The sequence below is a fragment of the Rhodococcus sp. 21391 genome (assembly GCF_016772255.1).
GTDB lineage: Bacteria > Actinomycetota > Actinomycetes > Mycobacteriales > Mycobacteriaceae > Rhodococcus_F > Rhodococcus_F opacus.
In genome coordinates this window covers 7,228,884-7,254,548 of the sequence record NZ_CP063781.1, presented here as the reverse complement: position 1 = coordinate 7,254,548, position 25,665 = coordinate 7,228,884, and the positions used below count along the sequence as shown (strand labels likewise).

The following is a 25,665-nucleotide window of genomic DNA, read 5'->3' as shown; positions in this document are numbered from 1 at the left end:
GTGGGAGATCAGACGCTCGGCCCGGACGCGGCGCGCGACCTCCTCGCGGCCGGCGCGGCAGCGTACTCCCGCGGAGAGGTCGCCGAGGCACTCCGGACGTTCGAGCAGGTCGCCCGCTCGACCACCGGCGATCTGCGGACGAGCGCGATCATCAACGCGGCCAGCATGTCCGACGAGCTGGGCGATCACACGAAGGCCGTCGACCTCTACCGGGAAGCCCTCGCGGCGATGCCGGCCGACGCGATCCGGATGCGTCCCGCGGCGCTGGTCAACCTGTCGCAGGCCTTCCAGCACCTCGGCGACCTCGACGACGCGCAGGACGCGCTCGAGCAGGCGCGGGGACTGCTCGCGGCAGCCGACGATCAGGGCGACCTGCGCGTCGCGTGCCTGCTGTCGCTGACCGCGGTCGCGATGCACCGGCAGCAGTGGGCGCACGCGGCCGAGATTGCCACCGAGTCCCTCGACGCGGCGGTGCGTTTCGCCCCCACGCTGGCGGGACACCCGCTCATGAACCTGGCCGGCATCCATTTCGAGACCGGGCGCTTCGACCTTTCCGACGACTTCGCCGGGCAGGCGCTCGAGGCGTTCGAGACGGCGGGCGACGTCAACGCGGTCGCCGAAACACAGCAGAACCTGGGCATCATGCACTGCCGCTCGGGGCGGCCCGACGACGCCGAACCGCTGCTGCTGTCGAGCCAGACGTATTTCGAGCGCGCCGGGATCGGCCACCGGGCGGGAATCGGGTCGAAGGTGCTGGCCTTCCTCGCCGAGGGCCGCGGCGACACCGAACGCGCGTCGACACTCTATCGCTGCAGTCTCGACTACTTCCGGAGTTCCGGAGCGGTACTCGACGTCGCGGACGTCGAGACCCGCCTCGCCACCGTCGCCTTCCGTGAAGGGCGGCCCGACGAGGGAGAGACACTGCTCGCCGCCGCGTTCGACACGTACCGCGGGCTGGGGCTCGGGCTGCACTGCGCGCAGGTCGACTTCTGGCATGCAGCCCTCCTCGAATCCGTGCTCGCGGCGTCCGGCACCCCCGACAGCGCGGTGCGAGTACGAGCCACCGCGCTCGCGGTGCCCGCGGCGATCGCCATCGACGCCGTGCGGTGCACACTCCCGAACGGGCGTCAGCGCGAGCAGTGGAACCGCGAGATCGCCGATCCGGCGATGCAATTGGCGTTCCGCCTCGCCTACGCGTCTGGTGATGCGCACCTGGTGGCCGATCTCGTCGAAGCGCAGTGCGCGGGGACGACGGTGGACGTCGGCCGGGCCGGGCACCGCACCCCGGCGCGGCTCCCTCTGCAGTTGCCGGACCTTCCCCCGGCAGGCGCGACCGGCACCGAGGGTTCGTTTTTGCTCGGCGCCGCACTGGCCGGGGCCGCGGCCGGTGCCGGTCTGCCGGTGCCCCTTCCTCCGCGACTCGTCACGCCGGATGGACGGAATGTGCTGGGCACCGCGATCGCGGTCGCCGAGGAACGCTATGGGCGCGAGGTGCGGGACAGCCAGGTGGTGCCCGCACGGTGACCTCGCCCGGGTGTCACGGTCGTCACACCGCACGTCCGGGGAGTACCACGGGCGGTGTGGGTGGAGAGCGGCACTGACCTGCAGCGCTGCCGATTCGGCCACCATTGATAGCCCCACCCAATCTATGGAATAGGTCTCATAGATTGGACCTATTCCAATTTGCTGGATAGCCTCGTCGCTGTCGGCTTCCCCGTATCCACCGAATAGAGGTTTCAATGGCCCTGATCAACACGCAGATCAAGCCCTTCGCCGCCAACGCTTTCAAGGACGGCGCGTTCATCACCGTGTCCGCGGACGACATCAAGGACAAGTGGGCGGTCTTCTACTTCTACCCGGCCGACTTCACCTTCGTCTGCCCGACGGAACTCGGCGACCTCGCCGACCACCACGAGGAACTGCAGCGCCTCGGCGTCGAGGTCTTCTCGGTGTCCACCGACACGCACTTCACGCACAAGGCATGGCACGGATCGTCCGACACCATCGGCAAGATCAAGTACGCCATGATCGGTGACCCGACCCAGGAGATCAGCAAGAACTTCGAGGTCCTCCGCGAGAACGAAGGATTGGCCGACCGCGGCACCTTCCTCGTCGACCCCGACGGTGTCATCCAGTTCACCGAGGTCACCGCAGAAGGCATCGGGCGCAATGCCGCCGAGCTGGTTCGCAAGGTCAAGGCAGCTCAGTACGTCCGGTCGCACCCGGGCGAGGTCTGCCCGGCCAAGTGGGAAGAGGGCGAAGAGACCCTCGCCCCGTCGCTCGATCTCGTCGGCAAGATCTGACGCAGCCCAGTCGTACCGCAGGCACGGGCTCAGGTTTCCTGAGCCCGTGCGGGCGGTTCCCGGTGCTCAGCTCCCGTGGGGGCAATCGGTGTCGCACCAACACCTTCCGGACCACCTGAACCAGAATTTCCGGTTTCCGATCCCTTGTCCTCCCGATCGATGGAGTAGATCCTCATGCTCGAAGCCTCGCTTGCCGGCCAACTGAAGTCCCTGCTCGAAAAGCTGACCCTGCCGATCGAGCTCGTGTCCTCACTCGACGACGGACCCAAGTCTGTCGAACTCGCCGAACTGCTCACCCAGATCGCGGCGATGTCGGAAAAGATCACCTACGAACGCCGCGACGACGACACGAGACGTCCGTCGTTCGCGGTCCGCCGCAGCGGCACCGACATCGAGGTCCGCTTCGCCGGCATCCCCCTCGGTCACGAGTTCACCTCGCTCGCACTCGCTTTGCTCCAGGTCGGTGGCCACCCGTCGAAGGAGGCTCCCGAACTGCTCGAGCAGGTCCGTGACCTCGACGGCGACTTCCACTTCGAGACCTACTTCTCGCTGTCCTGCCAGAACTGCCCCGACGTGGTGCAGGCCCTGAATCTGATGTGCGTGCTCAATCCGCGCATCAGCCACGTCGCGATCGACGGCGCCCTGTTCCAGGACGAGGTCGACGGCCGCCAGATCATGGCTGTCCCGACGGTCTTCCTCAACGGCGAACTCTTCGGCTCCGGCCGGATGAGCCTGGAGGAAATCGCCGGCAAGCTCGACGTCGGTGCCGCCGACCGCGCCGCCGCCGCGATCGCGCAGAAGGATCCGTTCGACGTGCTCGTCGTCGGAGGCGGACCGTCCGGCGCCGCGGCCGCGGTATATGCCGCGCGCAAGGGAATTCGCACCGGCATCGCCGCTGAGCGCTTCGGCGGTCAGGTGCTCGACACCATGGCGATCGAGAACTTCATCTCCGTCCCCTACACCGAGGGGCCCCAGTTCGGGTCGGCGCTCGAGAATCACGTCCGTCAGTACGGCGTCGACATCATGAATACGCAGCGTGCCGCGAAGCTCGTGCCGGCCGCCACCGAAAACGGTCTCGTCGAGATCGAACTGGAAAGCGGCGCTTCTCTTCTCGCTCGCACCGTGATCCTGTCGACGGGTGCGCGGTGGCGTTCGATGAACGTGCCCGGCGAGGACACGTACCGGAACAAGGGTGTGACCTACTGCCCGCACTGCGACGGACCGCTGTTCAAGGGCAAGCGCGTCGCCGTGATCGGTGGCGGTAACTCCGGCGTCGAGGCCGCAATCGACCTCGCGGGAATCGTCGAGCACGTCACGCTCGTCGAGTTCGACTCGGTGCTCCGCGCCGATGACGTGCTGCAGCGCAAGCTGCGCAGCCTCCCCAACGCCGACATCCTCTTGAGCACGCTCACGACGGAGGTCCTCGGGGACGGTAACAAGGTCACCGGTCTGACCTACCAGGACCGCACGACCGACGCCTCGCACACGCTCGACATCGAGGGTGTCTTCGTCCAGATCGGCCTCCTGCCCAACACCGAGTGGCTGGCCGGGTCGGTCGAGTTGTCCGACCGCGGCGAGATCGCGATCGACGACCGCGGCCAGACGTCGGTGCCCGGCGTGTTCGCTGCCGGCGACTGCACGACCGTGCCGTACAAGCAGATCGTGATCGCCGCCGGTGCCGGAGCAACGGCCGCGCTGAGCGCGTTCGATCGGCTCATCCGAACGGGCGTGCCCGCCGAGGATTCCACCGCCGCAACGGTCGGATAGCTCGGCCGAGGTCGACGAGCCGTGCCTGCATGTCAGGCACGGCTTTCGGCTTTCGGCTCGACCCGGGTGCCCGGTACACACACCACCGCCCGGGTGGGTAAGGGATGCTGTGACAGTGCCGACTCACCTGTCTCACCCGCCGACCGCGATCGTCCGGATGGCCGACGCCGGCGATCTGTACACGTCGTGGCGGTGGACCCACGACGCGCACCCCGGCGGTGTCGGCGTCGCACCCGCCGTGCAGGTGGACGAAGCCCTCGCCGCGCTGGCCCGGGCCCTGCCCGACCTCACCGATCCGCAGGGGCTACACCACGCGCTGACGGCGGGCGGTTTCTCCGCTTACGAGCCGGAGCACGATCTGGCTCAGCTCCTTTCACGCACATTCCTTCCGTTCGGTCTCGCGCAGCAATTGCACGAGCTGTTCACCCGCGGTGTGCGCCCCCACCTCCGGATCCAGCCGTCGCCCCGCGGCGCGCAGGTGCCGTGGGAACTGATCGCACCCGACGCCGGGCTGCGTCTCGTCGACATCGCAGACGTCAGCCTGCTGGCTCCGCTCAGCATCGTCCACTCGCCCGGCCGACCGGTCCGAGCCTGGACGCACACCCGACAACTCCCCGTCGTCGCGGTGCTCGACCCCAGGGTTCCGGGCTTCCGCGCGGATTCGGCGCTCGGCTCGGTCCTGGGACGGATGGCCGCGGACAGTCCGCTGTCGCAGCGGGTCGCGACCTACGCCGGGGAGGGCCGGCTGCTCCCCGCCGTCGACGGACCGACGGAGTGTTTCCGCCGCGAAGACGTGGACCGGGAGTGGCTCGGCGCAGCGTTGCGTGACGGTGCGGGCCGCCTGGTGTACGTCGGACATGTCACCGCGGCGGCACCCGAATCCGGTCAGAGCGAGCACGCCGAACTACACCTCGCCTGCGCCGCGGACTCCGTCGGGTTCGCGGAGCCGACCCGTGCCCACCGGCCGTTGTCCGCGAAGGACCTGCTGCTGGGAACGCACACGCTCACGGCCGAGCCGATCCGCGGCACGGACCTCTGGCCGATCCCGAGCAGGGTTGCACTCATCGCCTGCGAGAGCGGTGGCGACCTGCGGTTCGGCGAGGCACTCGGATTGGTCTCCGCGATGATCGCCGGCGGGGCGGAACTCGTCACGGCCAGCCGCTGGGCCCTGCCCACCGACCTCGCGTTCCAGCGCATCGCCGGCGCCACATCACACTCGTGTCCTCTGCAGGACGCAATCTGCTCGATCGACGCGGCGCACGAACTGCCCGACGCGGTCGGCGCGCTCTGCGACTGGCAACGCGACCGGGTGGCCGCCTGGCAGGACGAGCGGACGATCGAGCACTCGCCGGTGCTGTGGGCGGCGTTCGCGACGGTCTCAACGCACTGATCCGCCTCGGCCGTCCGTTCCTCACAACGTGTCGGCCGGTCGTTGTACCGTCGTTGCTGTCGGTTCCGGCACGAAGAAGGAGCATGTCCCATGACCTCTCGGCTCAACCCCTACATCAGCTTCGACGGCAACGCGCGGCAGGCAATGGAATTCTACAAGGACGTCTTCGGAGGCACCCTTGCATTGAACACGTTCGGTGAATACGGTGCGCCGGAGGGCGAGGGCGCCGACAAGATCATGCACGCCATGCTCGAGTCGGACAGCGGCTACACGATCATGGGTGCAGACACCCCGCCCGGAATGGAACACAATCCGGGGACCAACATCGCGGTGAGTCTGAGCGGAGACGACGGCGACGAACTCCGCGGCTACTGGGCCAAGCTCGCCGACGGCGGATCCGTGTCCGTGCCCCTGGAGAAGCAGATGTGGGGAGACGAATTCGGTGCCTGTACAGACAAGTTCGGCATTTCATGGATGGTCAACATCGCCGGCACACCCGGCTGATCGCAGCGCCGGGTAGTCCTGCAGATCGATGTCGGTAGCGAAGGAGTCGGTCAGCTTCATCATCAGGCCGAACAGGGTCTTGGACTTGAACGTCCAGTTGCGCAGCCTGATTCGAGTAGCCGACTTCGGCGCGAGAAACGGTCCGGCGCTGCCCTTGCGGGCGATCTTCGCGTACCCGTGCATCTGCTCGTCGTAGCGTCCGAACGCCACGCGGTGGTCTCCGTCGGCGGCGGCAAGCTCACCCGCCAGGACATACGCACCCACGAGGGCGAGTCCGGTCCCGAAGCCGCCCAGCGTGTTTCCGTACGCGGCGTCGCCGACCAGGGCCACGCGGCCGGCGGTGTACGTATTGGTCTCGACCCTCGCGATCGAGTCGAGGTAGAAGTCGGGCGCGTCGTCCAGGTGCGCGAGCAGCCGGGGCACGCGCCACCCCGAATCGGCATACGCGGTGGCCAGCATCCGTTTCTGCTGGGTGAGGTCGCCGCGGTCGTACTCGATCCGGTCGGAGGCGAAGACGAACAATTCCGGAGCCTTCGGTCCGCCGACGACGGCCATCCGTCCCGGCTCGTTGTACATCAGCCCCGTCCCGCGTTCCCGGTTCGGCGAGGTGTCGCTCGCCGAGCCAGTGGTCCCGACGACGGCGTAGTAGTACCCGAGGAATCGGACGAATTCGTCCTCCGGCCCGAACCGGTGACGTCGGACGGCCGAGTGAATGCCGTCGGCGCCGAACACCAGGTCGAACCGGCGTGCGTCCGACTTCTCGAACGTGACCTCGACACCTGACTCCGTGTCGACCAGTGCGGTGACGGAATCGCCGAAGAGGTACTCGCACGAATCCGCGGTGTGCCGGTAGAGGATCTCGGTGAGGTCGCCCCGCAGGATCTCGATGTCGCCGCCGACGAATTCGCCCGGGATGGTCGCCAGGTGCTTGTCGCGTTCGTCGACGATCAGGAGGTCGGTCTTTCCGGTCTGACTGCGGAGCACGTCGTCGAGAATTCCCATCCTCTCCAACACTTTTCGGTGAACCTCCCCCTTGAAGTCGACGGCCTGACCGCCGAGCCGGAGGTCCGGTGCCCGCTCGACGACGGTGACGGCGTATCCGCACCGACTGAGCCAGAACGCCAGGGCGGGCCCGGCGATGCTCGCACCAGAGACCAGGACGGTTCTGTTCGGCATGGGAGCCCCCAAAGGGATTAATTGCGTCTGTCGGACACAATTCAGTGTATGGTAGACACTATTCCGGATCAAGAGTCGGCCGGAGGAGCGCAGATGGTCACCCAGCCCCGTACCGCCGAGCTGCTGTGGGGATCGTCGGAGAGACCGAAGCGGGGTCCGAAACCCGCGCTGAGCCTCGAACAGATCGTCGCCACCGCGATCTCGATGGCGGACGCCGAGGGCCTCGCCACGCTGTCGATGCAGCGCCTCGCCGAAGACCTCGGGTTCACCAAGATGTCCCTCTACCGCTACACCCCCGGCAAGGCCGAGTTGACCGCCCTCATGCTCGATGCCGCTCTCGGACCCGCGCCCGACCCGTCCGGGATCGACGGCGGCTGGCGCGGTGCGCTCCACGAGTGGGCACTCCGGATGTGGGCGGGCCTCCGGCGGCATCCGTGGGTGGTGGACGTCGCCGTCGGTCCGCGCGTACTGGGCCCGAACGAACTGGACTGGCTCGAAACCGGCCTCGCAGCGCTGCGCGACACGGGACTCACCGGCGCGGAACGGCTGGACGCGGTGGTCCTGATCACCGGACACGTGCGCAGCCTCGTTCAGCAGGCAACGGCACCCGGCGCAGAAACCGACACACCCGAGAAGTCCCTGAACGCGATCATGGCGGGAATCCTCGCCGACCACGCCGACCGCTACCCCGAGGTGACAGCCGCGTTCGCGTCGGCCGGATCCACCTCCGGGCACGACGACGCGCTCGAGTTCGGCCTGGCCCGGATCTTCGACGGTCTCGCCGCCCTCGTCGCGGCCCGTGCCGAATAGCAGCGCGCGGGGCCCTCAGCTCGCCTGCGGTTTCAGGTCGCCGTAGTGGGTGTGCGCCTTGCCGGCGAGAAGCCACAGAGGCGCCGACGCGTCGTCGTCGGTCAGGTAACCCTTGTCGCGACCGTCGGCCAGGTACTGGGAGCGCACCCATTCCTCCATCGCCTCGTTCGACTGGTCGGGCAGACCGTAGATCTGCGCGACGGCGCGGTGAAGTTGTTCGTCGTCGACGGTCATGCCCTGCGGCTGCTTTCGCAGGTTGAGCGCCTTGTCCGTCTCCCCCGCTCGGTGCAGGTGGACGATGTGGAAGGCCATCTCGCACACGAAAGGCTGGTTTCGGTTCACGATGCTCCTCTCCGTTCGTCACCCTCGATCGTCCCGCCCGAGTCCGTCCGGCGCCAGTGCGAACTATCGGCCGGTCCGCGCTCCCGTCCGCGCCGCCGGTGTCCGGGGCCGAATGACGCGTTGCCACGGCGGATCTCGGTTGTGCTCGTGTGACGCCGACGGCGAATCAACGCGCGCAGTGTGGCCGAGTTCTGGTAGCCCACAGCGGACGCGATCGTGTCGACGCTCTGCTGCGTCGTGCGTAGGAGGAATATCGCCTGGTCGAGTCGGATCTCCTGAACGAATTCCACCGGCGACATCCCCAGCACTGCGGCGGCGGTGCGTTGCAGCGTTCGTTCACTCACCCCGATCGCGTGCGCGACCGAGTTGATCGGCAACGGTTCCGCGAGGTGATCGCGAATCCACCGTTCGAAGGCGGTCATCGTCGGATCGGCGGTGGCGAGCAGGGACGGCACCGCGAAGATCGCCTGCGAGGGCCGTTCGCCGATCAGAAGGTACCGGGCGACGAGATCTGCCAGCGCCGGGCTGTGCTGCTGGACGATCGCCAGCGCGAGATCGATGTGCGCGAACGCCGCCCCGACCGTCGTCACCCGGTCGTCGTGGATGAGGGTGCGCCGCTCGTCGAAGTTGACGCGGGGCATAGCGGGCTCGGAACGCCGGCCCGAGCCACCAACTCGTCGTCGCGGTCAATCCGTCGAGCACCCCTGCCTCGGCGAGGAAGAACGTGCCGCTGCACGCCGCGGCAGGGCGGCGCCGGACCCGCGACCCGCCGCGACCCAGTCGAGGGCGGGATGCCACGCACCACGTCGACGATCCGATCCGGCGTCTTCACCCCCACGGCGGGCATGACGAGGACGTCGCGCGGCACGGTGATCTCCGTCAGCGGGATGGTGGCCAGCACGAGTCCGTGACCGGTGCGGACCGACGGTCCGACCGCGACGGGGATGACGGTGAATGCCGGGTCGCCCGCCTCCGCGTCGTCACGCAGGGCCTCGGCCGTCGCCAGGACGTCGAGCATGATACTCAGACCCGAACGAACATGCCGTCCACGGCGAGCACCGCGACTCTCATGACGGAAACGGTAACAAAGGTGGCGCTTCCGCCGCCCCGCGTGCCGCTCGACGCCCATAGCGTCGGAGGTGAACGAAGTCATACATCGACCGAGGAGGAGACATCATGACGATCGACAGAGGAATACTGGCACTGCTCGAGGCCACGCCGGGCAAGGGCGAAGAACTGGCCGCGTTCCTCGAGCAGGGGCGCGCCCTGGCGGCGGAAGAACAGGGCACCGTCACCTGGTACGCGTTCAAGGTCAGCGACACGACGTACGGCATCTTTGACACATTCGAGAACGAGGAAGGCCGGCAGGCGCACCTGACCGGAGCCATCCCCCAGGCACTCGGCAAGGTCGGGCCCGAACTGCTCGCCACGGATCCCGACATTCGTCCCGTCGACATCATCGCCGTCAAGTAGGGACGCCCCCGTCGCACGGTTTACCTCCATCCCCCGTCGGGCACCCGAACACGGACATCGACCGACGAGAGGTGTGGTTCCCAGTGCGAGCAGTCACGTGGCAAGGCAAACGAAAGGTCAGCGTCGACACCGTTGCCGACCCGAAGATCGAACACCCGACCGACGCCATCATCAAGGTCACGACAACGAACATCTGCGGTTCCGATCTGCATCTGTACGAAACTCTCGGCCCGTTCATGGGAGAAGGGGACATTCTCGGCCACGAACCGATGGGGATCGTCGAGGAGGTCGGGACGGAGGCGGGCGACCTGAAGGTCGGCGACCGAGTGGTGATCCCGTTCCAGATCTCGTGCGGCGACTGCTTCATGTGCAACTTGCAGCTGTACACGCAGTGTGAAACGACGCAGGTTCGCGAGCAGGGCATGGGAGCGGCATTGTTCGGCTTCTCCAAGCTCTACGGCGAGGTGCCGGGAGGACAAGCCGAGTACCTGCGTGTTCCTCAAGCCCAGTTCACTCACATCAAAGTCCCCGAGGGCCCGCCGGATTCCCGTTTCGTCTATCTGTCCGATGTGCTGCCGACGGCGTGGCAGTCGGTCGAATACGCCGCGATCCCCGAGGGCGGGTCGGTGACGGTGCTCGGCCTCGGACCGATCGGAGACATGGCGGCGCGCATCGCCCACCACAAGGGCGCCCGGGTCATCGCGGTCGACAACGTCCCTGAACGCCTGGCTCGCGCCAAGGCCCGGGGCATCGAAACCCTGGACCTGGACGAGCACGGCGGCGATCTCGCCGACGTCATCCGCGACGCGACCGACGGTCGCGGCACCGACTCGGTGATCGACGCGGTCGGCATGGAGGCGCACGGTTCACCGATCGGCAAACTCGCCCAGCAGATCGTCGGGTACCTGCCCGATGCGGTCGCGGCGCCGCTCATGCAGAAGGCCGGTGTCGACCGTCTCGGTGCGCTGTACTCGGCGATCGACATCGTCCGCCGCGGAGGCACCCTCTCCATCATCGGCGTCTACGGCGGCATGGCCGACCCGATTCCCATGCTCACCTTGTTCGACAAGCAGATTCAGGTGCGCATGGGCCAGGCCAACATCAAGAAGTGGGTCGACGACATCATGCCGCTCCTCGGCGACGACGACCCGCTCGGCGTCGACACCTTCGCCACTCACGAACTCCCCCTCGAACAGGCACCCCACGCCTACGAGATCTTCCAGAAGAAGCAGGACGGGGCGGTGAAGATCCAGCTCAAACCCTGAACGACGCAGACGCAGGCGGCGATGGCCGGGATCCCGTGACGGGTGGCCCGGCCACCGCCGCCGTTTTACGCAAACCGGATAGACCTCTCCGTGATAATCCCGCTGACCAGCACGGATGCCGGAGAAATCCGCATCACGCCGGCGCAGAGCGGATTGCTCCTTTTAGCGATGCCCCTCACGCTTATAAGCAAGGAAACCTGATATTCAGCGACCAGTTGTCGCAGGTCGTGCGTACGACCCAGCCACAGTGAGGTGTCAAGGAGAGTCTTCGAACCGTCCGGTCGGGTAGTACCCGGACCGGCGCGTCCGGGGGCATACTTGGCCGGCTCGGGGGTGTCCGCAGACGATACGGAGAAACTGATGCTCGACCGGCTGTACGCCGCTGTCCTCGCCGTTGCCGGCCTCGGCTACGGGGGATACATCGTCCTCGACGAACTGACCGGAGGCTCGGACACGCCCGGCGAGGACGAGCATTATTTGCGCCGAGAATCCTCCGAGCAGGTGTCCACGGCATAGCCGCTGCGTGGGATGGCGGTCAGGGGAACAGTCCCCCGCGCCTCATGCACCTCGCCACCTGCCCGACACCGATGACGTGGCTACGGGAGGCGTTCTGCATGAACACGCAGAGCCCCCGGACCACCTCGACACCGGTCGAGGTGAATGCCTCACGTTCTGGACCCATTCGAGGTACGAGACAACCACCCAGGCCATCGTGGATTCGTCCGTATCACATCGGCGCCGGAATGTCCTTTGTCGGGTCCGATGAACGGGAGGATCTCCTGCGTATAGCGACGGGTCAGCCGTTCCTTCTCCGACACGGTCAGCCCACGCGGGTCGATCGCGATGCGCCCTTCGCTCCACCGTAGGGCAGCCCGGGCAGCGCACACTTCCACGTCATCCACATCGCGAGCGTCGCCTCGTCGATGTCGCTGTCGGGATGGAATCGCACCCCGCCCTTACCCGGCCCCCGCGTAAGGTTGCGCTGGACACGGTAGCCGGAATAGACCTCCGGCACCCGCCGAGGGAAGTTGCTTCCAGCGCACCGAGTCCGGCAACTGCGCCGGGAGGCCTACGGGGCGATGGCCCGGCCGAGTTCACTCCGGACGCAACAGATGTTGACGATCGTCCCGTGCCCCCGCCGGGCCATCGCCCGCGCGAACTCGCGGACGATGAAGAAGGCGCCGCTCAGTCGAGCACACGACGGAAGTCGTCGTCGCCGAACTCGAGCAATGGGCTGCGGTGCTGGACGCCGGTGTTGTTCACGACGATCTCGACGGACCGATCTCGCTCTCGACCCGCTTCGCGGCGGCGGCGACCTCCTCGGGAGCGGCGACGCCGAACGCGCAGGTGTGGACTGTCGCACCGGTGACGCGCACGATCTCGTCGTGGCTGCGTGCGAGGACCTCGACGTCCCGCCAGTTGAGCACGACCTCCGCACCCGCCTCGGCGTGTCCGTTGGCGAGTGCGAAGTCGATTCCCGACTCGACCCGTGACGAGCGCAACCCTTTCCCCGACATCGAAACTCCCGTGCACACAGCACCTGGTCGTCGGTCAGCGGGATGCCGGTGGCCGGTCAGTTCGGAAAGTTGCTGCGCGACTGTCGTCTTCCGCAGCCGGTCACCCCCATCACCACGATGTGGGGTCGCTGATCGCCACTCATGAAATGTTCCTGTCCGCCGGTATGGAGAGATGCAGTTCGAACATGCCCGACCGGACAACAGCTTGGCAATGGCGGAGGGGATACCGGTTGACGTTGCCGTCATAGCGAAGCGCGAGGGATACGGATGCTACCGGCTCACGAGTTTGACCGCCGCGGCCTCGATGGTGTCCTCCGAGAGCAGGACCTCGAGGGCGGCATCGCCGAGCGGGATGAAGCTGTCGTCGCTCGTGACGCGTGCGAGCGGCCCGGTGATGCCGTCGTCGACCAGTGCCGCGACCACGCCTTCGGACACTCCCCCCGATGTGCGGGTCTCGTCGACGACGAGCACCCGGCCGGTGGCGTTCGCCTCTCGGAGGATGTCGTGCACGGGTAGCGGTGCGAGCCACCGCATGTCCACCACACGCGCGGCGATGTGCGCCTTCTCGAGCCGGCGCGCGACCCGCAGGCTCATCCGGACCCCGTTGCCGAACGTGACGATGGTCAGGTCGGTGCCGTCACCGTACGTGCGGGCGGAGCCGATCGGCACATGGTTCTCGGCCCGCTTCACCGGATCCGGATACGCGGCCAGCCACTGCTCGTCACCGTCCTCGTACAGATCCCGGGTGTGATACAGCGCAATCGGTTCCAGATACACACACACCGCCCCCGCGGTGCGCGCGGCCGCCGCGCACGTGTGCATCATGGCCGCGGCGTCGTCGGGGCGAGCCGGGGAGGCCACGACGATGCCGGGGATGTCGCGCAGGGCGGCGACGCCGTTGTCGTTGTGGAAATGCCCACCGAACCCCTTCTGATACCCGTATCCCGCGACCCGCACCACCATCGGATTGCGGTACTGACGGTCGGAGAAGAACTGCAACGTCGCACCCTCCCCGCGGATCTGATCGGCGGCATTGTGCAGATACGCCAGGTACTGGATCTCCGGGATCGGCAACAACCCGGACACCCCCGCGCCCAGCGCGAGTCCCAGGATCGCCTGCTCGTCGAGAAGCGTGTCGAACACGCGCGCCGACCCCGCCTTCTTCATCAGACCCCGCGTCACCCCGTAGACCCCGCCCTTGCGGGCCACGTCCTCACCGAACACCAGCGCCTCGGGGTAGCGGGCCAGCACGTCGAGCAGTGCGCGGTTGATCGCGAGACCGGTGGTGAGCCGACCTTCATCCTCGGGAAGCGGGGATCCGATGAATTGCGCGCGACGGTCCGAATCGACGCGCTCCGGCACGGCCGCGGCCGCCTCGACGGCACTGTCGGTGAGCGGTTTCATCACCGCCGCGGGACTGTCCAGTTGAGGTAGCTCACCGACCTGCTCGGCCAGTTCGAGCACCTCGGCACGCTTCTGCTCGTAGAGGTCGAGGGCATCTGTGGGGCTCAGGTGTCCTCGCTCGACCAGCAGTTTCGCCGTGCACAGCACCGGGTCGCGGTCGAAGTCGGCGGCGATCTCCGCTGATGTCCGGTACGCGGTCTCGACATCGGAGCCGGCGTGCCCCATCAACCGGACGGTGCGCAGGTGCAGGAACACGGGCTTCCGGTGCCTGCGGACCCAGTCGGCGGCATCTCTCGCCGTCGCGTACGCCGCCGGCAGGTCGGAGCCATCCGCCTCGAAGTACTCGAGCCCCGCCCGGTCACCGAAGTTCGCGGCGATCCAGCCCTGCGGAGTCCTGGTGCTGATCCCGATTCCATTGTCCTCGCACACCAGCAGCAGCGGCAACGGCAACCCCTGGTAGGCGGCGTGCACCGCGGTATTGAGGGCACCGACGGCGGTGGAGTGGTTCGCGGACGCGTCCCCGAAGCTACAGACGGCGACCGCGTCGGCCGGCCACGGCGAGGGCACGTGCAACTTCTCCGAGCGGGCGATGGAGAAGGCGACACCGACAGCGCGTGGGAGATGCGAAGCGATGGTGGAGGTTTGGGGAATGATGTTGAGGTCGCGGCGGCCGAACACCTTGTGCCTACCACCCGAGATCGGCTCCTCCGTCGCGGCCACGAGACCGAGGAGGACGTCGCGCAGCGGATCGCTGCCATCCACCTGCTGCGCCCGCGCCAGGAAGAAACCGCCCGAACGGTAATGCAGCAGAGCGGGATCGGTGGGCCGTAGCACGGCCGCGACGGCGGCGTTGCTCTCGTGCCCGGACGAGCCGATCGTGTAGAAACCCTTGCCCCGCGACCGCAACCAGCGGGCCGCCAGATCGAGATGCCTGCTGCCGAGCTGGGCGTCGAAGAGGTCCAGAGCGCCCCGCACCGACAACGGGAACGGCGGCTGAATCGGATCCTCCGGACCGACGCCGGGGCGGCTCTCCCCGGGGATCAGCCCCGACACGACAGAGGTGAAGTAGTCGTCGATCTGTTCGGCCATCCCTAGATCATCCTGTGGCGCGGATCAGCGGGCAAGAGTCGCAGAATCAGAGTCTTGATGCCTCACCGAAAGGTCGACTGGTCCTTGCGCCGGGTCGCGACCGTCACCATGACGAATACTGGGGTCGCGGTGTCTCTGCGGGGGCTCCGCCTCCGATGTTCGAGCACATGACGTTCGGCGACACTGGAGTGGAGTCGCGGGATGGCAACATGTCCGGGTCCGACTCCGCAGACCGACTGCACATTCGAGAGGCCACTGTGATCATGACCAATTCGCCCGCTGGTGAATACACGCTGGTGCGCAGTCGATGACCACGACGAGAACCAATGTCGCCGTGATCGGTACCGGCACCATGGGCTCCGCAATCATGTGGCGACTGTCGGAGCGCGGTATTCCTGCCGTCGGTCTCGAGCAGTTCACTCCCGGGCACGATCGTGGCTCCGGACACGGCGAGTCGCGCATCTTCAGAACTGCATATCACGAGGATCCCGCGTATGTCCCGATGCTCCGAGCCGCACTCCGAGGTTGGCGGGCACTCGGTGAGCAAACCGGCGAACCCGTCCTGACGATGACCGGGGGCCTCAGTATCGGCCCGTCGACCGGCGTGATTGTGGGTGGCTGCCTCGAAGCGGCCAAGGTGCATGCCCTCACACAGGAGATTCTCGACCCGGCCGAGTTCAGTGCCCGGTTTCCCACTCAGCGATTGTGTGAGGGAGATACGGCCATCTGGGAGAAGGACGCCGGCGTGATAAGGCCGGAGTTGGCAATCACCGGTGCCGTGCGCCGTGCGTGCGAACTGGGTGCCTCCGTGCGTCCCGAGAGCCGCGTCCTAGGTATCGAGGACGGTCCCGGTGACACGGTGCTCGTGCGGCTCGACGAAGAGGTCATTCGAGCCGACCGCGTCGTGGTCGCGGCCGGCGCCTGGATTCCCGGCCTTCTCCCAGAAGCCCAGCTCCCCTTGACTGTGGAGCGCAAGATCCTCGCATGGTTCCCAGCCGAAGATCCGACGCAGTTCGGGCCGGACCGGTTCCCGATATTCCTGAGGGACAGCCCGGAGGGTACGTGGTACGGCTTCCCCACCATGGACGGCAAGACGGTCAAGCTCGCGCTCCATCTCGGCGGGCGCGAGACCGACCCTGACGAGCTGGATCGGGTGGTCCATGACGAGGACACCGCTCCGTTGCGGGACCTCGTTCGTCATTACCTGCCGGGATTGAGTTCGCGCCCCGTTCGGGCCGCGGTGTGTATGTACACGAACACACCCGACGGGCACTTCGTCATCGGAAATCCACCCGCCTACAGGAACGTGACAGTCGTTTCCGCGTGCTCTGGTCACGGTTTCAAATTTGCACCGGTGATCGGGGAGATCGCCGCCGATCTCAGTTGTGGCTCGACCCCCGAATTCTCCTTGGAGCTGTTCGACGTCAACCGATTCGCGGATTGACGCACCGGAATCCGGCGTTCGCGCGGTTGCGATCGAGGGGGGAGGGCCGTCGGCCCTCCCCCCTCGCCGGCTAGGCGGAGAAGTACACCGGGGGCGTCGTCGAGTCGAGTGCCAGTGCCACAGCCGCGCGGGCAGCGACGGGACCGACCAGGTTTCCCGTCCCGTTGTACCCACCGATGGCGATGACACCGGGAAGAACCTCGGAGCAGAGGGGTCGACCGTCGGTTGTGTAACTCACGGACGCACCCCATCTCCGAACGACGTCGACGGGCTTGCCCGCCATACGTTCCGCTACTCGTTCGATGTAGCCCTGGACATCCGGAGTGGGTGAAGTGTCGAATGTCCACTCGGTGTCGACGAAACGGTCTCGCCCGCCCCCGACGAACAGGCGCCCATCCTTCGCTTGCTGCGCGTAGTCGTATCCCCAGCGTCCGTACACAGGACACGGCAGGCGTTCGGGCAGCCCCGGCGCCGTCCCGAGCATTTGCAGGCGTGCCGTCCGGACGCGCCCCTGCAAGACCGGGAGGACCTGTTCGAGTTTGCCGTCCACCGCGACAATGACGACAGGCGCACTGACCGAACCGTGTTCTGTTGTCACCCTTCCACTTTCCACGGCGGTGACAGCCGAGTGCTCGTACAGGTCGGCCCGCCCCCGAAGGAGTGACGCCAATCCCAGAGCTCGACGGGAGGGGTTCATTGCCGCGTCGTCGGGCAGAAACAGGCCGCGCCCGAGCTCGCCGTCGTATTCTTCGACAGCGATGTCGTTGTCACGCAGCACCGTTTCCAGTGCTGCGCAATCCGCGAGTTCCGCCACACGGTCGGCGGCCTCGGCGTCGTCGACAGGTTCGCCGGGCAATCCGGCGAGGCGAATGGAACCCGTCCGTGCGATGACCTCCGGACCCAGCAACTCGGCAAGCCGGTCCAACTCGAGAAGAGTTGCGCGATAGAGATCGACCGACGACGTCCCCCAGGTCGTGAGGGACGAGTGGAGGAACGTCGCCGGGCCGCCCAGGAGGAAGCCGCCGTTTCGCCCCGCCGCGCCTGCCGCGACCCGCCCGGCGTCGACGCCGACAACCTGCAGCCCCTGTTCGACCAGGGCGCCGATCGCCGCGAGACCCGACCCGCCGAGGCCGACGACACACACGTCGGCCGTGACGTTCTGTTCCAACACCGGAAGACCGTTCCACGACGCGACCACCGGGTCGTCGTCCCAGGCGCTCACCGAGTCCCACTGGGTGACGGATCGAAAATTCATCATCGCATTCCCTATCCTTCATCTCGCGACGTTCCGATGTCCGAGGAAGTTGACGCCTTGCGCGAAGCCACGACCGGGCAAGTCTATGTGGCACTGCGGGCGACGAGATAGTCACAGACGACTTTTCCAGCGGGGCAACGGTCGCTGCCGGGACCGGTGTCACGAAATGTTGCGGCGGTGTCGCTCGTCGAACCGGTGGATCTCGTCGATGACGGTCTCGACGATGCGTGACCCGGCACCACTGACGGAGGTCGCGACCGCGAGTACTCCGACCGCAGCGGTCTTGTCGGCCGGGTGGGATGTCCACGCGGGGACCACGCCGCAGTCGACCGTCACGCCGGGTGCCGGCTCTACCCCTCGCCCGTCAGTCGTGCCCGACATTCGCCGCGCGACGCCGAGTGCAGTACGGGTCGCGGATTCGAGCAGTTCCGCGGCAGCTCCGTCGGTCCGGGAGCAGCACATCAGATTTCCGGCGTCGTCGACGACGCTGACGGCGACGGCCGTGTCGAGTGTCGCGGCATGGCGCCCGCGAGGTCGAGGGCGAGTTGTGCACGTGCTGCGGTGAGTGTCATGGCGTTCTCCGATGATGAATCCGCGGACGGTGCGGCTCAGCTCACCTTCTTGATCAGGTCGGCGAGCTCGGCCAGTTCGACGGCGTCGAGGTCGGTCAACGGCGCGCGGACGGGGCCTGCGGGTCGGTCGATCGCCGTCATGCCTGCCTTGATGATACTGACCGCGTAACCCTGCTTCTTGTTGCGCAGGTTGCAGTACGGGATCACGAACTCGTTGAGCGCGTTGATGACGAACGCGTTGTCTCCGCTGCGGAGTGCGTTGTAGAAGTCGAGCGCGAACTTGGGCACGAAGTTGTAGATGGCCGAGGAGTACGTGGTGACGCCGAGTGCGAGATAGGGCAGTGCGAACATCTCGGCGGTGGGCAGTCCGCCGATGTAGGTGAGCCGGTCGCCGAGACTCGCGTAGATGCGGGTCATCTGCTCGATGTTGCCGACCCCGTCCTTGAACCCGACCAGGTTCGGGCAGCTGTCCGCGAGTTCCGCGACGGCGGCCTCGGTGTAGACGGCGTTGGCGCGACTGTAGATCGTCACACCGAGAGTGCTTGCGGCACACACCTCTTTGACGTGGGCGACGAGACCGTCCTGGCTCGCCTCGGTGAGGTATGGGGGCAGCAGCAGGATGCCGTGCGCGCCGACGCTCTCGGCCGACCGGGCCATCTGCACGGCGGTCGCGGTGCCGTAGCCGGCGGGCGCGATCACCGGGAGACCGTCGGGTGCCTCTTGCACTGCGGCGCGGACCACCTGCTCCACCTCGGGCGGGGTGAGCGAGAAGAATTCGCCCGTGCCGCCCGCGGCGAACAACCCGGAGGCGTCGAACTGCCCGAGCCAGCCGATGTTCTCGCGGTACGCGGCCTCGTCGAACGAGTGGTCATTCTTGAAGTGGGTGACCGGGAACGACAACAGACCGGAGCCGAGCTTGTGGGCGATCTCGTGGGGGGACGCAGTGGCCATGGGTTTCGTTCTCCTCGTTCGCAATCGCGTCACCGTCGGTGCGCGCTGTGTCCCCAAGACTAGGAGCGTCAACCATTCAAGTCCAACACTAGTGCTGGATCTTTTGATACCCAAAAGGTATTGCGCTCCCTGGACGAACGGGACGCTCGTTCGATCTGACGCAACGAGCGTCCCGTTCGTTCAGGAGAGGGGTCGTTCAGGAGAGGTCGAGGGCGGCGCGGACGATGCTGTCGGTGTCGATGCCGTGGTAGCGGTAGACGTCGTCGAGGGAACCGACCTGCCCGAACCGGCTGACGCCGAGCGCGGCACCGGGGACGTGGTTGATCCCTGTCAGGAAGGCGAGGGTGTGCGGGTGCCCGTCGAGGACGGTCACCATCGGCGCCGCCCGGCCGGCGGGGAACACCTGGTCGAGGATCCACGACGGGCCGTCGGCGAGTCCGCGGCGGGCCTGGACCGCCTCGAACAACAATCCGGGACTGGTCACGCACACGACGTCCGCGGTAATGCCCTGTTCGGCCAACCGGTCAGCGGCGGTGAGGGTTTCGGTGATCACCGCGCCCATGCCGACCAGGGTGACCGCCGGATTGTCGGTGTGCCGGAGGGTGTAGGCGCCGGCGACCACCTGACGGCGGCGACGTTCCCGCGCGGCGGGATCGGTGGGGACGGCGGCGAGGGTCTGGTCGACCGGGCGGGTCGAGAGCCGCAGGTACGACGAGGTGCCGTCCGGCCGTCCCAACCGGGAGATGCTGTCGAGGAGGGTCCATTCGACGTCGATCGCGAACGCCGGCTCGTAGCTGACGCAGCCGGGCTGTTCGAGGCCGATCGACGGGGTCTTGATCGACTGATGTGCCCCACCCTCCGCGGCGAGGGTGACCCCGGACGGGGTGCCGACGAGGATCGACTGCCCACCCGCGTAGATGCCGTACGACCAGGGTTCCAGCGCCCGTTCGACGAACGGGTCGTACATCACCCCGATCGGGAACAAGGGTTGTCCCCACCGACTCCACGTGGCACCGAGCTCACCCATCAGGCCGACCAGGTTCGTTTCGGCGATGCCGAGTTCCATGTGCTGTCCGGTGGGCTTTTCCCGCCAGTGCATGATCGTCTCGGCGTCGTCGTCGAACCAGTTACGCCGCTCGTGCGGCGACCACACCCCGACCTTGTTCAGCCAGCCCGCCAGGTTGGTGGTGGACGAGACATCCGGGCTGACGGTGACCACCCGCTTCGCCGCGTCGGGGGCCTCGCGGGACAGATCCAGCAACGCCCGACCCAACGCCGCCTGCGTTGTGGACGTCCCCGACGGGGTGCGGCCGATATCGGTCGGGACCGCGGGCGGTGTGCCGAATTCGATCTTCTCCCGCCGCAACCTGTCCGCGGTCGCCGCACACGCCTGGCCCCCCGCACTGTCGGCGTCGAACCGGGCCCACGGGTGCGCGGGGTCCATACCCAGTTCCGCGGCGAGCTGCTCGTACTGCTCTACCGTCAGCAGCGACGAGTGATTCTGCGGATGCCCCTGCGTCGGCAGGCCGCGGCCCTTGATGGTGTACGCGATGATCACCGTCGGGCGGGTGTCGTCGATCTGCGCATAGGCGGCGCGGAGGGCGTCGAGGTCGTGGCCGCCGAGGTTGCGGATCGCTTTGAGGAGGGTGTCGTCGTCCAACTCGGCGATCAGCGACGCGATCGCGGCGGCGTCGGGGCCGTCGCCGGGCAGCCGCACCCGCACCTGCTCGGCGTCGCACCGCAGCAGCCGCTGGTATTCGGGGTTGGGCATGTCCAGGATCCGGGTCCGCAGTGCCGGCCCGCCGGTCCGGGTGAACAGCGACTCGAGCAGGGTCCCGAACTTCACGGTGATCACCTGCCACCCGGCGGCAGCAAACATGGCCTCGAGCCGGCCCGCGGCGATGTTCGGCACCACCCGGTCCAGGGACTGCCGGTTCAGGTCGACGATCCACACGATCTCACCGAGTTCGGACACGGAGGTGTCGAGGATCGCCTCCCACACCGCGCCCTCGTCCAGTTCGGCGTCACCGACGAGGGAGTACTGCCGGCCCGTGCCGGCGCCGCCGATCGTGGTGTCGACGTAGCGGCGGGCGATGGCACCCCAGATCGGGGCCGTCGCACCGATCCCGACCGAACCCGTCGAATAGTCCACCGGATCAGGATCTTTCAACCTGCTCGGGTACGACTGCAGGCCACCGAACTCCCGCAACGTCGTCAGATACTTCTCGTCCAGCTCACCGAGCAGGTAGTTGATGCCGTGCAGCACCGGCGAGGCATGGGGTTTGACCGACACCCGGTCACCGGACCGGAGCTGCTCGAACCACAGCGACGTCATGATCGACACCATCGACGCACACGACGCCTGATGCCCGCCCACCTTCAACCCCGTCGGGTTCGGGCGAACCCGGTTGGCGTGGTGAATCATCGACGTCGCCAACCAGAGCACGCGCTTCTCGATCTCCACGAGCGCTTCCGGAGTGGCCGCGCGCGGGGTGAGCTGCGCCGTGTGGTCGTCCATCGTACGGGCGTCGTTCATTGCTTCGTCCTTGCCTGTGAGTTCCTGGCACCGAATCCGATCCTCCTCGGCCCAGTTCGTGAGCGAGGCGGATCGGCGGTGACGGGAAGGCGGACCTGTGGGAACCGACCTCACCGCATCTTCGAGGTCTCGTGTGCAGATCTCGCACAACAGTCGACCACCGGAACGCACTTTGAGCAATACCGAGCGTCACGTTTGAGCATACTGCGCATGTCCGGAGCAGCCGCCGTGGTCGGCGGTTGGCAAAATGCCCAGCACGACCGCCGCCGCTACCGTCCGGCGCTACCCTGACCGGGAGGGCACTGCACCGCGCACACCGACCCAGGGGAATGCTTGACCACCACACCAGACCGCGTCCGCACGGCGTTCCCGGAGATCAGCTCGCGTGCGTGGGAGCACCCGGCGGATCGGGCGGCGCTGGTCACCCTGCGCACCTTGAAGGGGTTCGACACGGTCTTCCGGACCATCTCGGGTCTGTTGCAGGAGCGCCAGCACCGTCTGATGTACCTGGCCACGTCCGTGCGCGTCGACGAACGGCAGTTCAGCGATCTCCACGACCTGCGCAGCGACTGCGTGCACATTCTCGGCGCCGATGAGACGCCCGAGCTGTTCGTGCTGCAGACCCCGGTCGTGAATGCCTTCACCATCGGCATGGACCGGCCGTTCATCGTGGTCACCACCGGACTGCTGGACGTGATGAATTTCGAGGAGCAGCGGTTCATCATCGGTCACGAACTCGGGCACGCGCTGTCGGGGCACGCGGTGTATCGCACGATCCTCATGCATCTGATGCGCTTGGCCGGGACCATCGGCTGGATTCCGATCGGCGGGTGGGCGCTGCGCGCGATCATCGCCGCGCTCATGGAATGGCAGCGCAAATCGGAACTGTCCGGCGACCGTGCCGGATTGCTGTGCGGGCAGGACGTCCACACCGCCCTCCGCGTGCAGCTGAAACTGGCAGGCGGCTCTCGGGTGAGTGAGATCGACACCGACGCCTTCCTGGCCCAGGCCGCGGAGTACGACGCCAGCGGCGACCTGCGCGACGGTGTTCTCAAGCTCCTCAACATCGAATTGCTCACCCACCCGTTCTCGGTGCTGCGTGCCGTCGAGTTGAAGAAGTGGGTGGACAGCGGCGCCTACGCAGCCATCCTGCGTGGCGAATACCCGCGTCGCGGCGAGGATGACGATGCCAAGATCAGCGAAGAATTCCGTAAGGCCGCGAAATCGTACAAACAGAATTTCGACACCTCGAACGACCCGCTGATCCGCATGCTCCGCGAGATCGGCAGCGGACTGGGCACCACCGTGGACGCCGTCGGAAACGGCGTCGGTGACGTCGCGGCGGACATCAAGGAGCGGTTCACGCACTGGCGCAGGAATTCCGACGGCAACAAGGATTCCGACAGCGACAACTAGCCGCGAATCCACCGGAGGTCGGGCGCGGTTTCGCGCGCCCGACCGATCCGGTCAGTCGGCCATCGCCTCGGCCAGCTCCTCGACCTCCTGGATGACCGGTTCGGGCACCCGCACGGACCCGGGGGTGTAGGTCACCGACCGCAGCCTGCCGGTGAATCGGAAGGTTCCACGGCGTTCACGCAGATCCCACACGACGGGTCCGCGGGCGTCGACGCCCACCGAGATCCCGGTCCACGGCGCCATGCCGACCAGCTGGAACTGGTCGTCGAGGGTGGCCACGTCGGTGGTGACCCCGGTCGAGTCGGTGAGGGAGACGGTGAAGTTCCACCGGACGGATTCGGTGGCCTCCGCCCGGACCTGCACGCCCACCACATCCGCGCCGAGGGGCGCGGAGGTGTGTGCGACGCGGCCGTAGCTGTTGACCGCGAACACGATCCGGCCGTCCTCGACGTACAGCACGTATCCGCCGTGCGGGTCACCGTGCGCGACGAGCACGCCTTCGTCGCCCGCAGCGATCGCATGGGTGGCGACGTCGATGGCGAAGTCGCGGTACTGGATCAGCACACTGGACCGATAGCGTTCCAGCGTCGGCGTGCCCGCGAGGATCTTCACCGGCTCCGCGAGGCGACGCTCGTCGGGTCGCCGCTGCACGGCCTTGCGGTCGTTGAGGATCGGGAACACGGTGTTGTGCCACGCCGCTCGATCCCACGCCTCGGCGAGTTCTCGCACCTTCTCGGGGAAGAGATGCGCGACGTCCGTGGTTTCGGCGGGGTCGGATTCGACGTCGAACAGCTGCCATTGTGGATCGTCGACCCGGGTCGGATCCATGTGCAGCGACAGCAGTTTCCAGCCGTCCCGGTAGAACCCGCGGTGACCGCCGAACTCGGCGTACTGCTCCGTGTGCGGGGTGGGCTGCGCGGCGTCCCGTAGGACGCCGGCGATGCTGACACCGTCACGCTCCTGGGCTGGCAGCCCGTTCCGGTGGCTCGGAGTCTCGAGTCCGGCGAGATCCAGCAGCGTCGGGGTGATGTCGGTGACGTACGAGTACTGCTTGCGCAGTCCGGTGTCACCGTCGGCGCGCCCGAGACCGGCCGGCCAGGACAGCAGGAACGGTACCCGGACACCACCGGCGAACGTCTGCCCCTTGTAGAACCGGAACGGGGTATTCGACGCCTGCCCCCAGCCGCGCGGGTAGTGGACGCCGATCTTCTCCGAGCCGATCAGTTCCTCGTCGTGCGGAACGTCGCGCACCCAGTCTGACGGGACCGGCCCGTGCACGAATTGACTGAAGTACGAACGTGTTCCCGCCGCGCCGCCCTCGGCGGTGCCGCCGTTGTCGGACGTGAACACGATGATGGTGTTGTCGGTCTCGCCGAGTTCGTCGAGGGTGTCGAGCACCCGCCCCACGCTCTGGTCGATGCTGTCGACCATCGCGGCATAGACCTCCTGGTACCGGGCGAACCGCAGCTGCTCCTCTTCGGTGAGCTCGTCCCACGGCGGCGCGTCGTAGCCGGGTTCGGTGTTGCGTTCGGCCATCTGGGTGCCGGGCGGAAAGAAGCCTGCCTCGAGCTGCGCGTCGAAGCGGCTGCGTCGCACTGCGTCCCAGCCCTCGGTGTAGCGGCCGCGGTACTTGGCCAGGTCTTCGGGCTTGGCCTGGTGCGGTCCGTGCATCCCAATGTGCGAGAAGTACAGGAAGAACGGCTTGTCGGCGTCGTGTGCGCGCAGGCTCTTGATCCGCGAGACGGCCTTGTCCGTGATGTCGTCGGTGACGTAGTAGTCCGACGGATACTCCTCGACGTCGACCACGGAGTTGTCCGAGATCAACTCGTTCGGGTAGTAGAACGAATTCAACCCTTCGAGGGAGCCGTAGTAGCTGTCGAATCCACGTTGCAGGGGCCAGGAGTCGCGGGTGCGACCCGGCGCGAGGTTGGTGTCGCGCGCGAGATGCCACTTGCCGACCGCGTGCGTGGCATACCCGTTCGCACGCAGAATCTCCGCGAGGCTGAGCGCGTCGTCGGCGAGTTCCATCCGCAGTCCGGGGAAGCCGGGATCGAAGTTGGCGACGCTGCCGTAGCCGGCGCGGTGCGGGTTCAGGCCGGTGAGCAGCGCCGCACGAGCCGGTGAGCAGACCGAGGTGGTGTGATAGTTCGACAGCCGGTAGCCGCTGTCGGCGAGCCGGTTCAGGTTGGGCGTGTCGATCTCGGAGCCGAACGGTCCGATGTCCGAGTAGCCCATGTCGTCGATGAGGATGACCACGATGTTCGGCGCACCGGCGAGGGCTTTCGTCTCCGGCGCCCACCACGGCGTCGACTCCGCACTCGTCCGCCCGATATGTCCGCCGAATCCGTCGTACCCTCGCGCACCCGGAGGGAGCTGCTGCTGACCGGCAACACCTCGGATTCGGTCACTTTCCACTTCGGGCATGCGTGCAACCCCTTCACTCACGGAGAC

22 protein-coding genes and 1 pseudogene are annotated in these 25,665 nt (G+C 67.1%); 11 read left to right on the top strand and 12 right to left on the bottom strand.

The features are described 5' to 3' along the window. The 5 genes from GO592_RS33675 (at window position 1) to GO592_RS33655 (ending at window position 5,964) form a co-directional block, all read left to right on the top strand. On the top strand, window positions 1-1,524 hold the full coding sequence (locus GO592_RS33675) for a tetratricopeptide repeat protein (protein ID WP_007298997.1): 1,524 nt from the start codon (window positions 1-3) through the stop codon (window positions 1,522-1,524). Between the two features lie 215 nt (window positions 1,525-1,739). Continuing rightward, complete coding sequence (gene ahpC / locus GO592_RS33670; protein WP_005250059.1) at window positions 1,740-2,303, top strand: alkyl hydroperoxide reductase subunit C; 564 nt, start codon at window positions 1,740-1,742, stop codon at window positions 2,301-2,303. A gap of 174 nt (window positions 2,304-2,477) precedes the next feature. After that, a complete protein-coding gene (gene ahpF / locus GO592_RS33665; RefSeq protein ID WP_005261514.1) occupies window positions 2,478-4,070 on the top strand; it encodes an alkyl hydroperoxide reductase subunit F in 1,593 nt (530 codons plus the stop codon). Window positions 4,071-4,185: 115 nt separating this feature from the next. Then, entirely contained in the window at window positions 4,186-5,460 is a 1,275-nt protein-coding gene (locus GO592_RS33660; protein WP_007298998.1) for a CHAT domain-containing protein, read from the top strand. A 90-nt stretch (window positions 5,461-5,550) separates the two neighbouring features. Continuing rightward, window positions 5,551-5,964, top strand: coding sequence for a VOC family protein (locus GO592_RS33655; RefSeq protein WP_005261503.1), 414 nt, complete (start codon window positions 5,551-5,553; stop codon window positions 5,962-5,964). Here GO592_RS33655 and GO592_RS33650 read toward each other — a convergent pair. Next, complete coding sequence (locus GO592_RS33650) at window positions 5,929-7,140, bottom strand: FAD-dependent monooxygenase (RefSeq protein WP_007298999.1); 1,212 nt, start codon at window positions 7,138-7,140, stop codon at window positions 5,929-5,931. The two genes, GO592_RS33655 and GO592_RS33650, sit on opposite strands and share 36 nt — an antisense overlap. A gap of 93 nt (window positions 7,141-7,233) precedes the next feature. Between GO592_RS33650 and GO592_RS33645 the strand changes: the two genes are divergently transcribed. After that, complete coding sequence (locus tag GO592_RS33645; protein ID WP_007299000.1) at window positions 7,234-7,950, top strand: TetR/AcrR family transcriptional regulator; 717 nt, start codon at window positions 7,234-7,236, stop codon at window positions 7,948-7,950. A 15-nt stretch (window positions 7,951-7,965) separates the two neighbouring features. On the opposite strand, the gene GO592_RS33640 is transcribed toward GO592_RS33645, so the two are convergent. From GO592_RS33640 to GO592_RS44930, 3 genes are read right to left on the bottom strand one after another with little or no spacing between them, the layout of a single operon-like run. Then, window positions 7,966-8,292 (bottom strand): hypothetical protein, encoded by a 327-nt coding sequence (locus GO592_RS33640; RefSeq protein ID WP_005261491.1) that lies wholly within the window; start codon window positions 8,290-8,292, stop codon window positions 7,966-7,968. Continuing rightward, the gene (locus tag GO592_RS44935; RefSeq protein WP_007299001.1) at window positions 8,289-8,933 is read right to left on the bottom strand and encodes a helix-turn-helix domain-containing protein; all 645 of its coding nucleotides are present in this window, start codon (window positions 8,931-8,933) and stop codon (window positions 8,289-8,291) included. Before GO592_RS44935 ends, GO592_RS33640 begins: the two co-directional genes overlap by 4 nt. After that, a complete protein-coding gene (locus GO592_RS44930) occupies window positions 8,879-9,310 on the bottom strand; it encodes a hypothetical protein (protein WP_007299002.1) in 432 nt (143 codons plus the stop codon). The genes GO592_RS44935 and GO592_RS44930 overlap by 55 nt, the downstream gene beginning before the upstream one ends. A 158-nt stretch (window positions 9,311-9,468) precedes the next feature. Here GO592_RS44930 and GO592_RS33630 point away from each other — a divergent pair, with 158 nt between their 5' ends. The 3 genes from GO592_RS33630 to GO592_RS33620 all read left to right on the top strand — a co-directional run bounded on the left by GO592_RS33630 (window position 9,469) and on the right by GO592_RS33620 (window position 11,546). Then, window positions 9,469-9,765: a putative quinol monooxygenase gene (locus GO592_RS33630; protein ID WP_007299003.1), complete on the top strand. Its 297-nt coding sequence runs from the start codon at window positions 9,469-9,471 to the stop codon at window positions 9,763-9,765. Window positions 9,766-9,848: 83 nt separating this feature from the next. Continuing rightward, entirely contained in the window at window positions 9,849-11,030 is a 1,182-nt protein-coding gene (locus tag GO592_RS33625) for a zinc-dependent alcohol dehydrogenase (protein ID WP_007299004.1), read from the top strand. A gap of 333 nt (window positions 11,031-11,363) precedes the next feature. Then, window positions 11,364-11,546, top strand: a complete 183-nt coding sequence (locus GO592_RS33620; protein ID WP_157234288.1) for a hypothetical protein — start codon at window positions 11,364-11,366, stop codon at window positions 11,544-11,546. 149 nt (window positions 11,547-11,695) lie between these two features. On the opposite strand, the pseudogene GO592_RS46325 reads toward GO592_RS33620, so the two are convergent. From GO592_RS46325 to GO592_RS33605, 3 genes and pseudogenes are all read right to left on the bottom strand, one after another. Then, window positions 11,696-11,979 (bottom strand): annotated as a pseudogene (locus GO592_RS46325) (Glu/Leu/Phe/Val dehydrogenase dimerization domain-containing protein). Window positions 11,980-12,289: 310 nt separating this feature from the next. Continuing rightward, complete coding sequence (locus tag GO592_RS44920; RefSeq protein WP_237720514.1) at window positions 12,290-12,547, bottom strand: hypothetical protein; 258 nt, start codon at window positions 12,545-12,547, stop codon at window positions 12,290-12,292. 270 nt (window positions 12,548-12,817) lie between these two features. Next, window positions 12,818-15,040, bottom strand: coding sequence for a thiamine pyrophosphate-dependent enzyme (locus tag GO592_RS33605; protein ID WP_202715063.1), 2,223 nt, complete (start codon window positions 15,038-15,040; stop codon window positions 12,818-12,820). Window positions 15,041-15,347: 307 nt separating this feature from the next. Here GO592_RS33605 and solA point away from each other — a divergent pair, with 307 nt between their 5' ends. Then, a complete protein-coding gene (gene solA / locus GO592_RS33600; protein WP_007297820.1) occupies window positions 15,348-16,484 on the top strand; it encodes an N-methyl-L-tryptophan oxidase in 1,137 nt (378 codons plus the stop codon). A 70-nt stretch (window positions 16,485-16,554) separates the two neighbouring features. Here solA and GO592_RS33595 read toward each other — a convergent pair whose 3' ends face one another. From GO592_RS33595 to GO592_RS33580, 4 genes are all read right to left on the bottom strand, one after another. Beyond that, complete coding sequence (locus GO592_RS33595) at window positions 16,555-17,742, bottom strand: NAD(P)/FAD-dependent oxidoreductase (protein ID WP_007297821.1); 1,188 nt, start codon at window positions 17,740-17,742, stop codon at window positions 16,555-16,557. 156 nt (window positions 17,743-17,898) lie between these two features. Beyond that, window positions 17,899-18,201 (bottom strand): hypothetical protein, encoded by a 303-nt coding sequence (locus GO592_RS33590; RefSeq protein WP_007297822.1) that lies wholly within the window; start codon window positions 18,199-18,201, stop codon window positions 17,899-17,901. A gap of 146 nt (window positions 18,202-18,347) precedes the next feature. After that, window positions 18,348-19,262, bottom strand: a complete 915-nt coding sequence (gene kdgD, locus GO592_RS33585) for a 5-dehydro-4-deoxyglucarate dehydratase (protein WP_007297823.1) — start codon at window positions 19,260-19,262, stop codon at window positions 18,348-18,350. 196 nt (window positions 19,263-19,458) lie between these two features. Next, window positions 19,459-21,798, bottom strand: coding sequence for a transketolase-like TK C-terminal-containing protein (locus tag GO592_RS33580; protein WP_007297824.1), 2,340 nt, complete (start codon window positions 21,796-21,798; stop codon window positions 19,459-19,461). Between the two features lie 333 nt (window positions 21,799-22,131). Here GO592_RS33580 and GO592_RS33575 point away from each other — a divergent pair, with 333 nt between their 5' ends. Beyond that, window positions 22,132-23,214: a M48 family metallopeptidase gene (locus GO592_RS33575; RefSeq protein ID WP_007297825.1), complete on the top strand. Its 1,083-nt coding sequence runs from the start codon at window positions 22,132-22,134 to the stop codon at window positions 23,212-23,214. A gap of 51 nt (window positions 23,215-23,265) precedes the next feature. Here the strand turns inward: GO592_RS33575 and GO592_RS33570 are convergent, their stop codons facing one another. Further along, complete coding sequence (locus GO592_RS33570) at window positions 23,266-25,638, bottom strand: arylsulfatase (protein ID WP_007297826.1); 2,373 nt, start codon at window positions 25,636-25,638, stop codon at window positions 23,266-23,268. Between the last annotated feature and the right edge of the window lie 27 nt (window positions 25,639-25,665).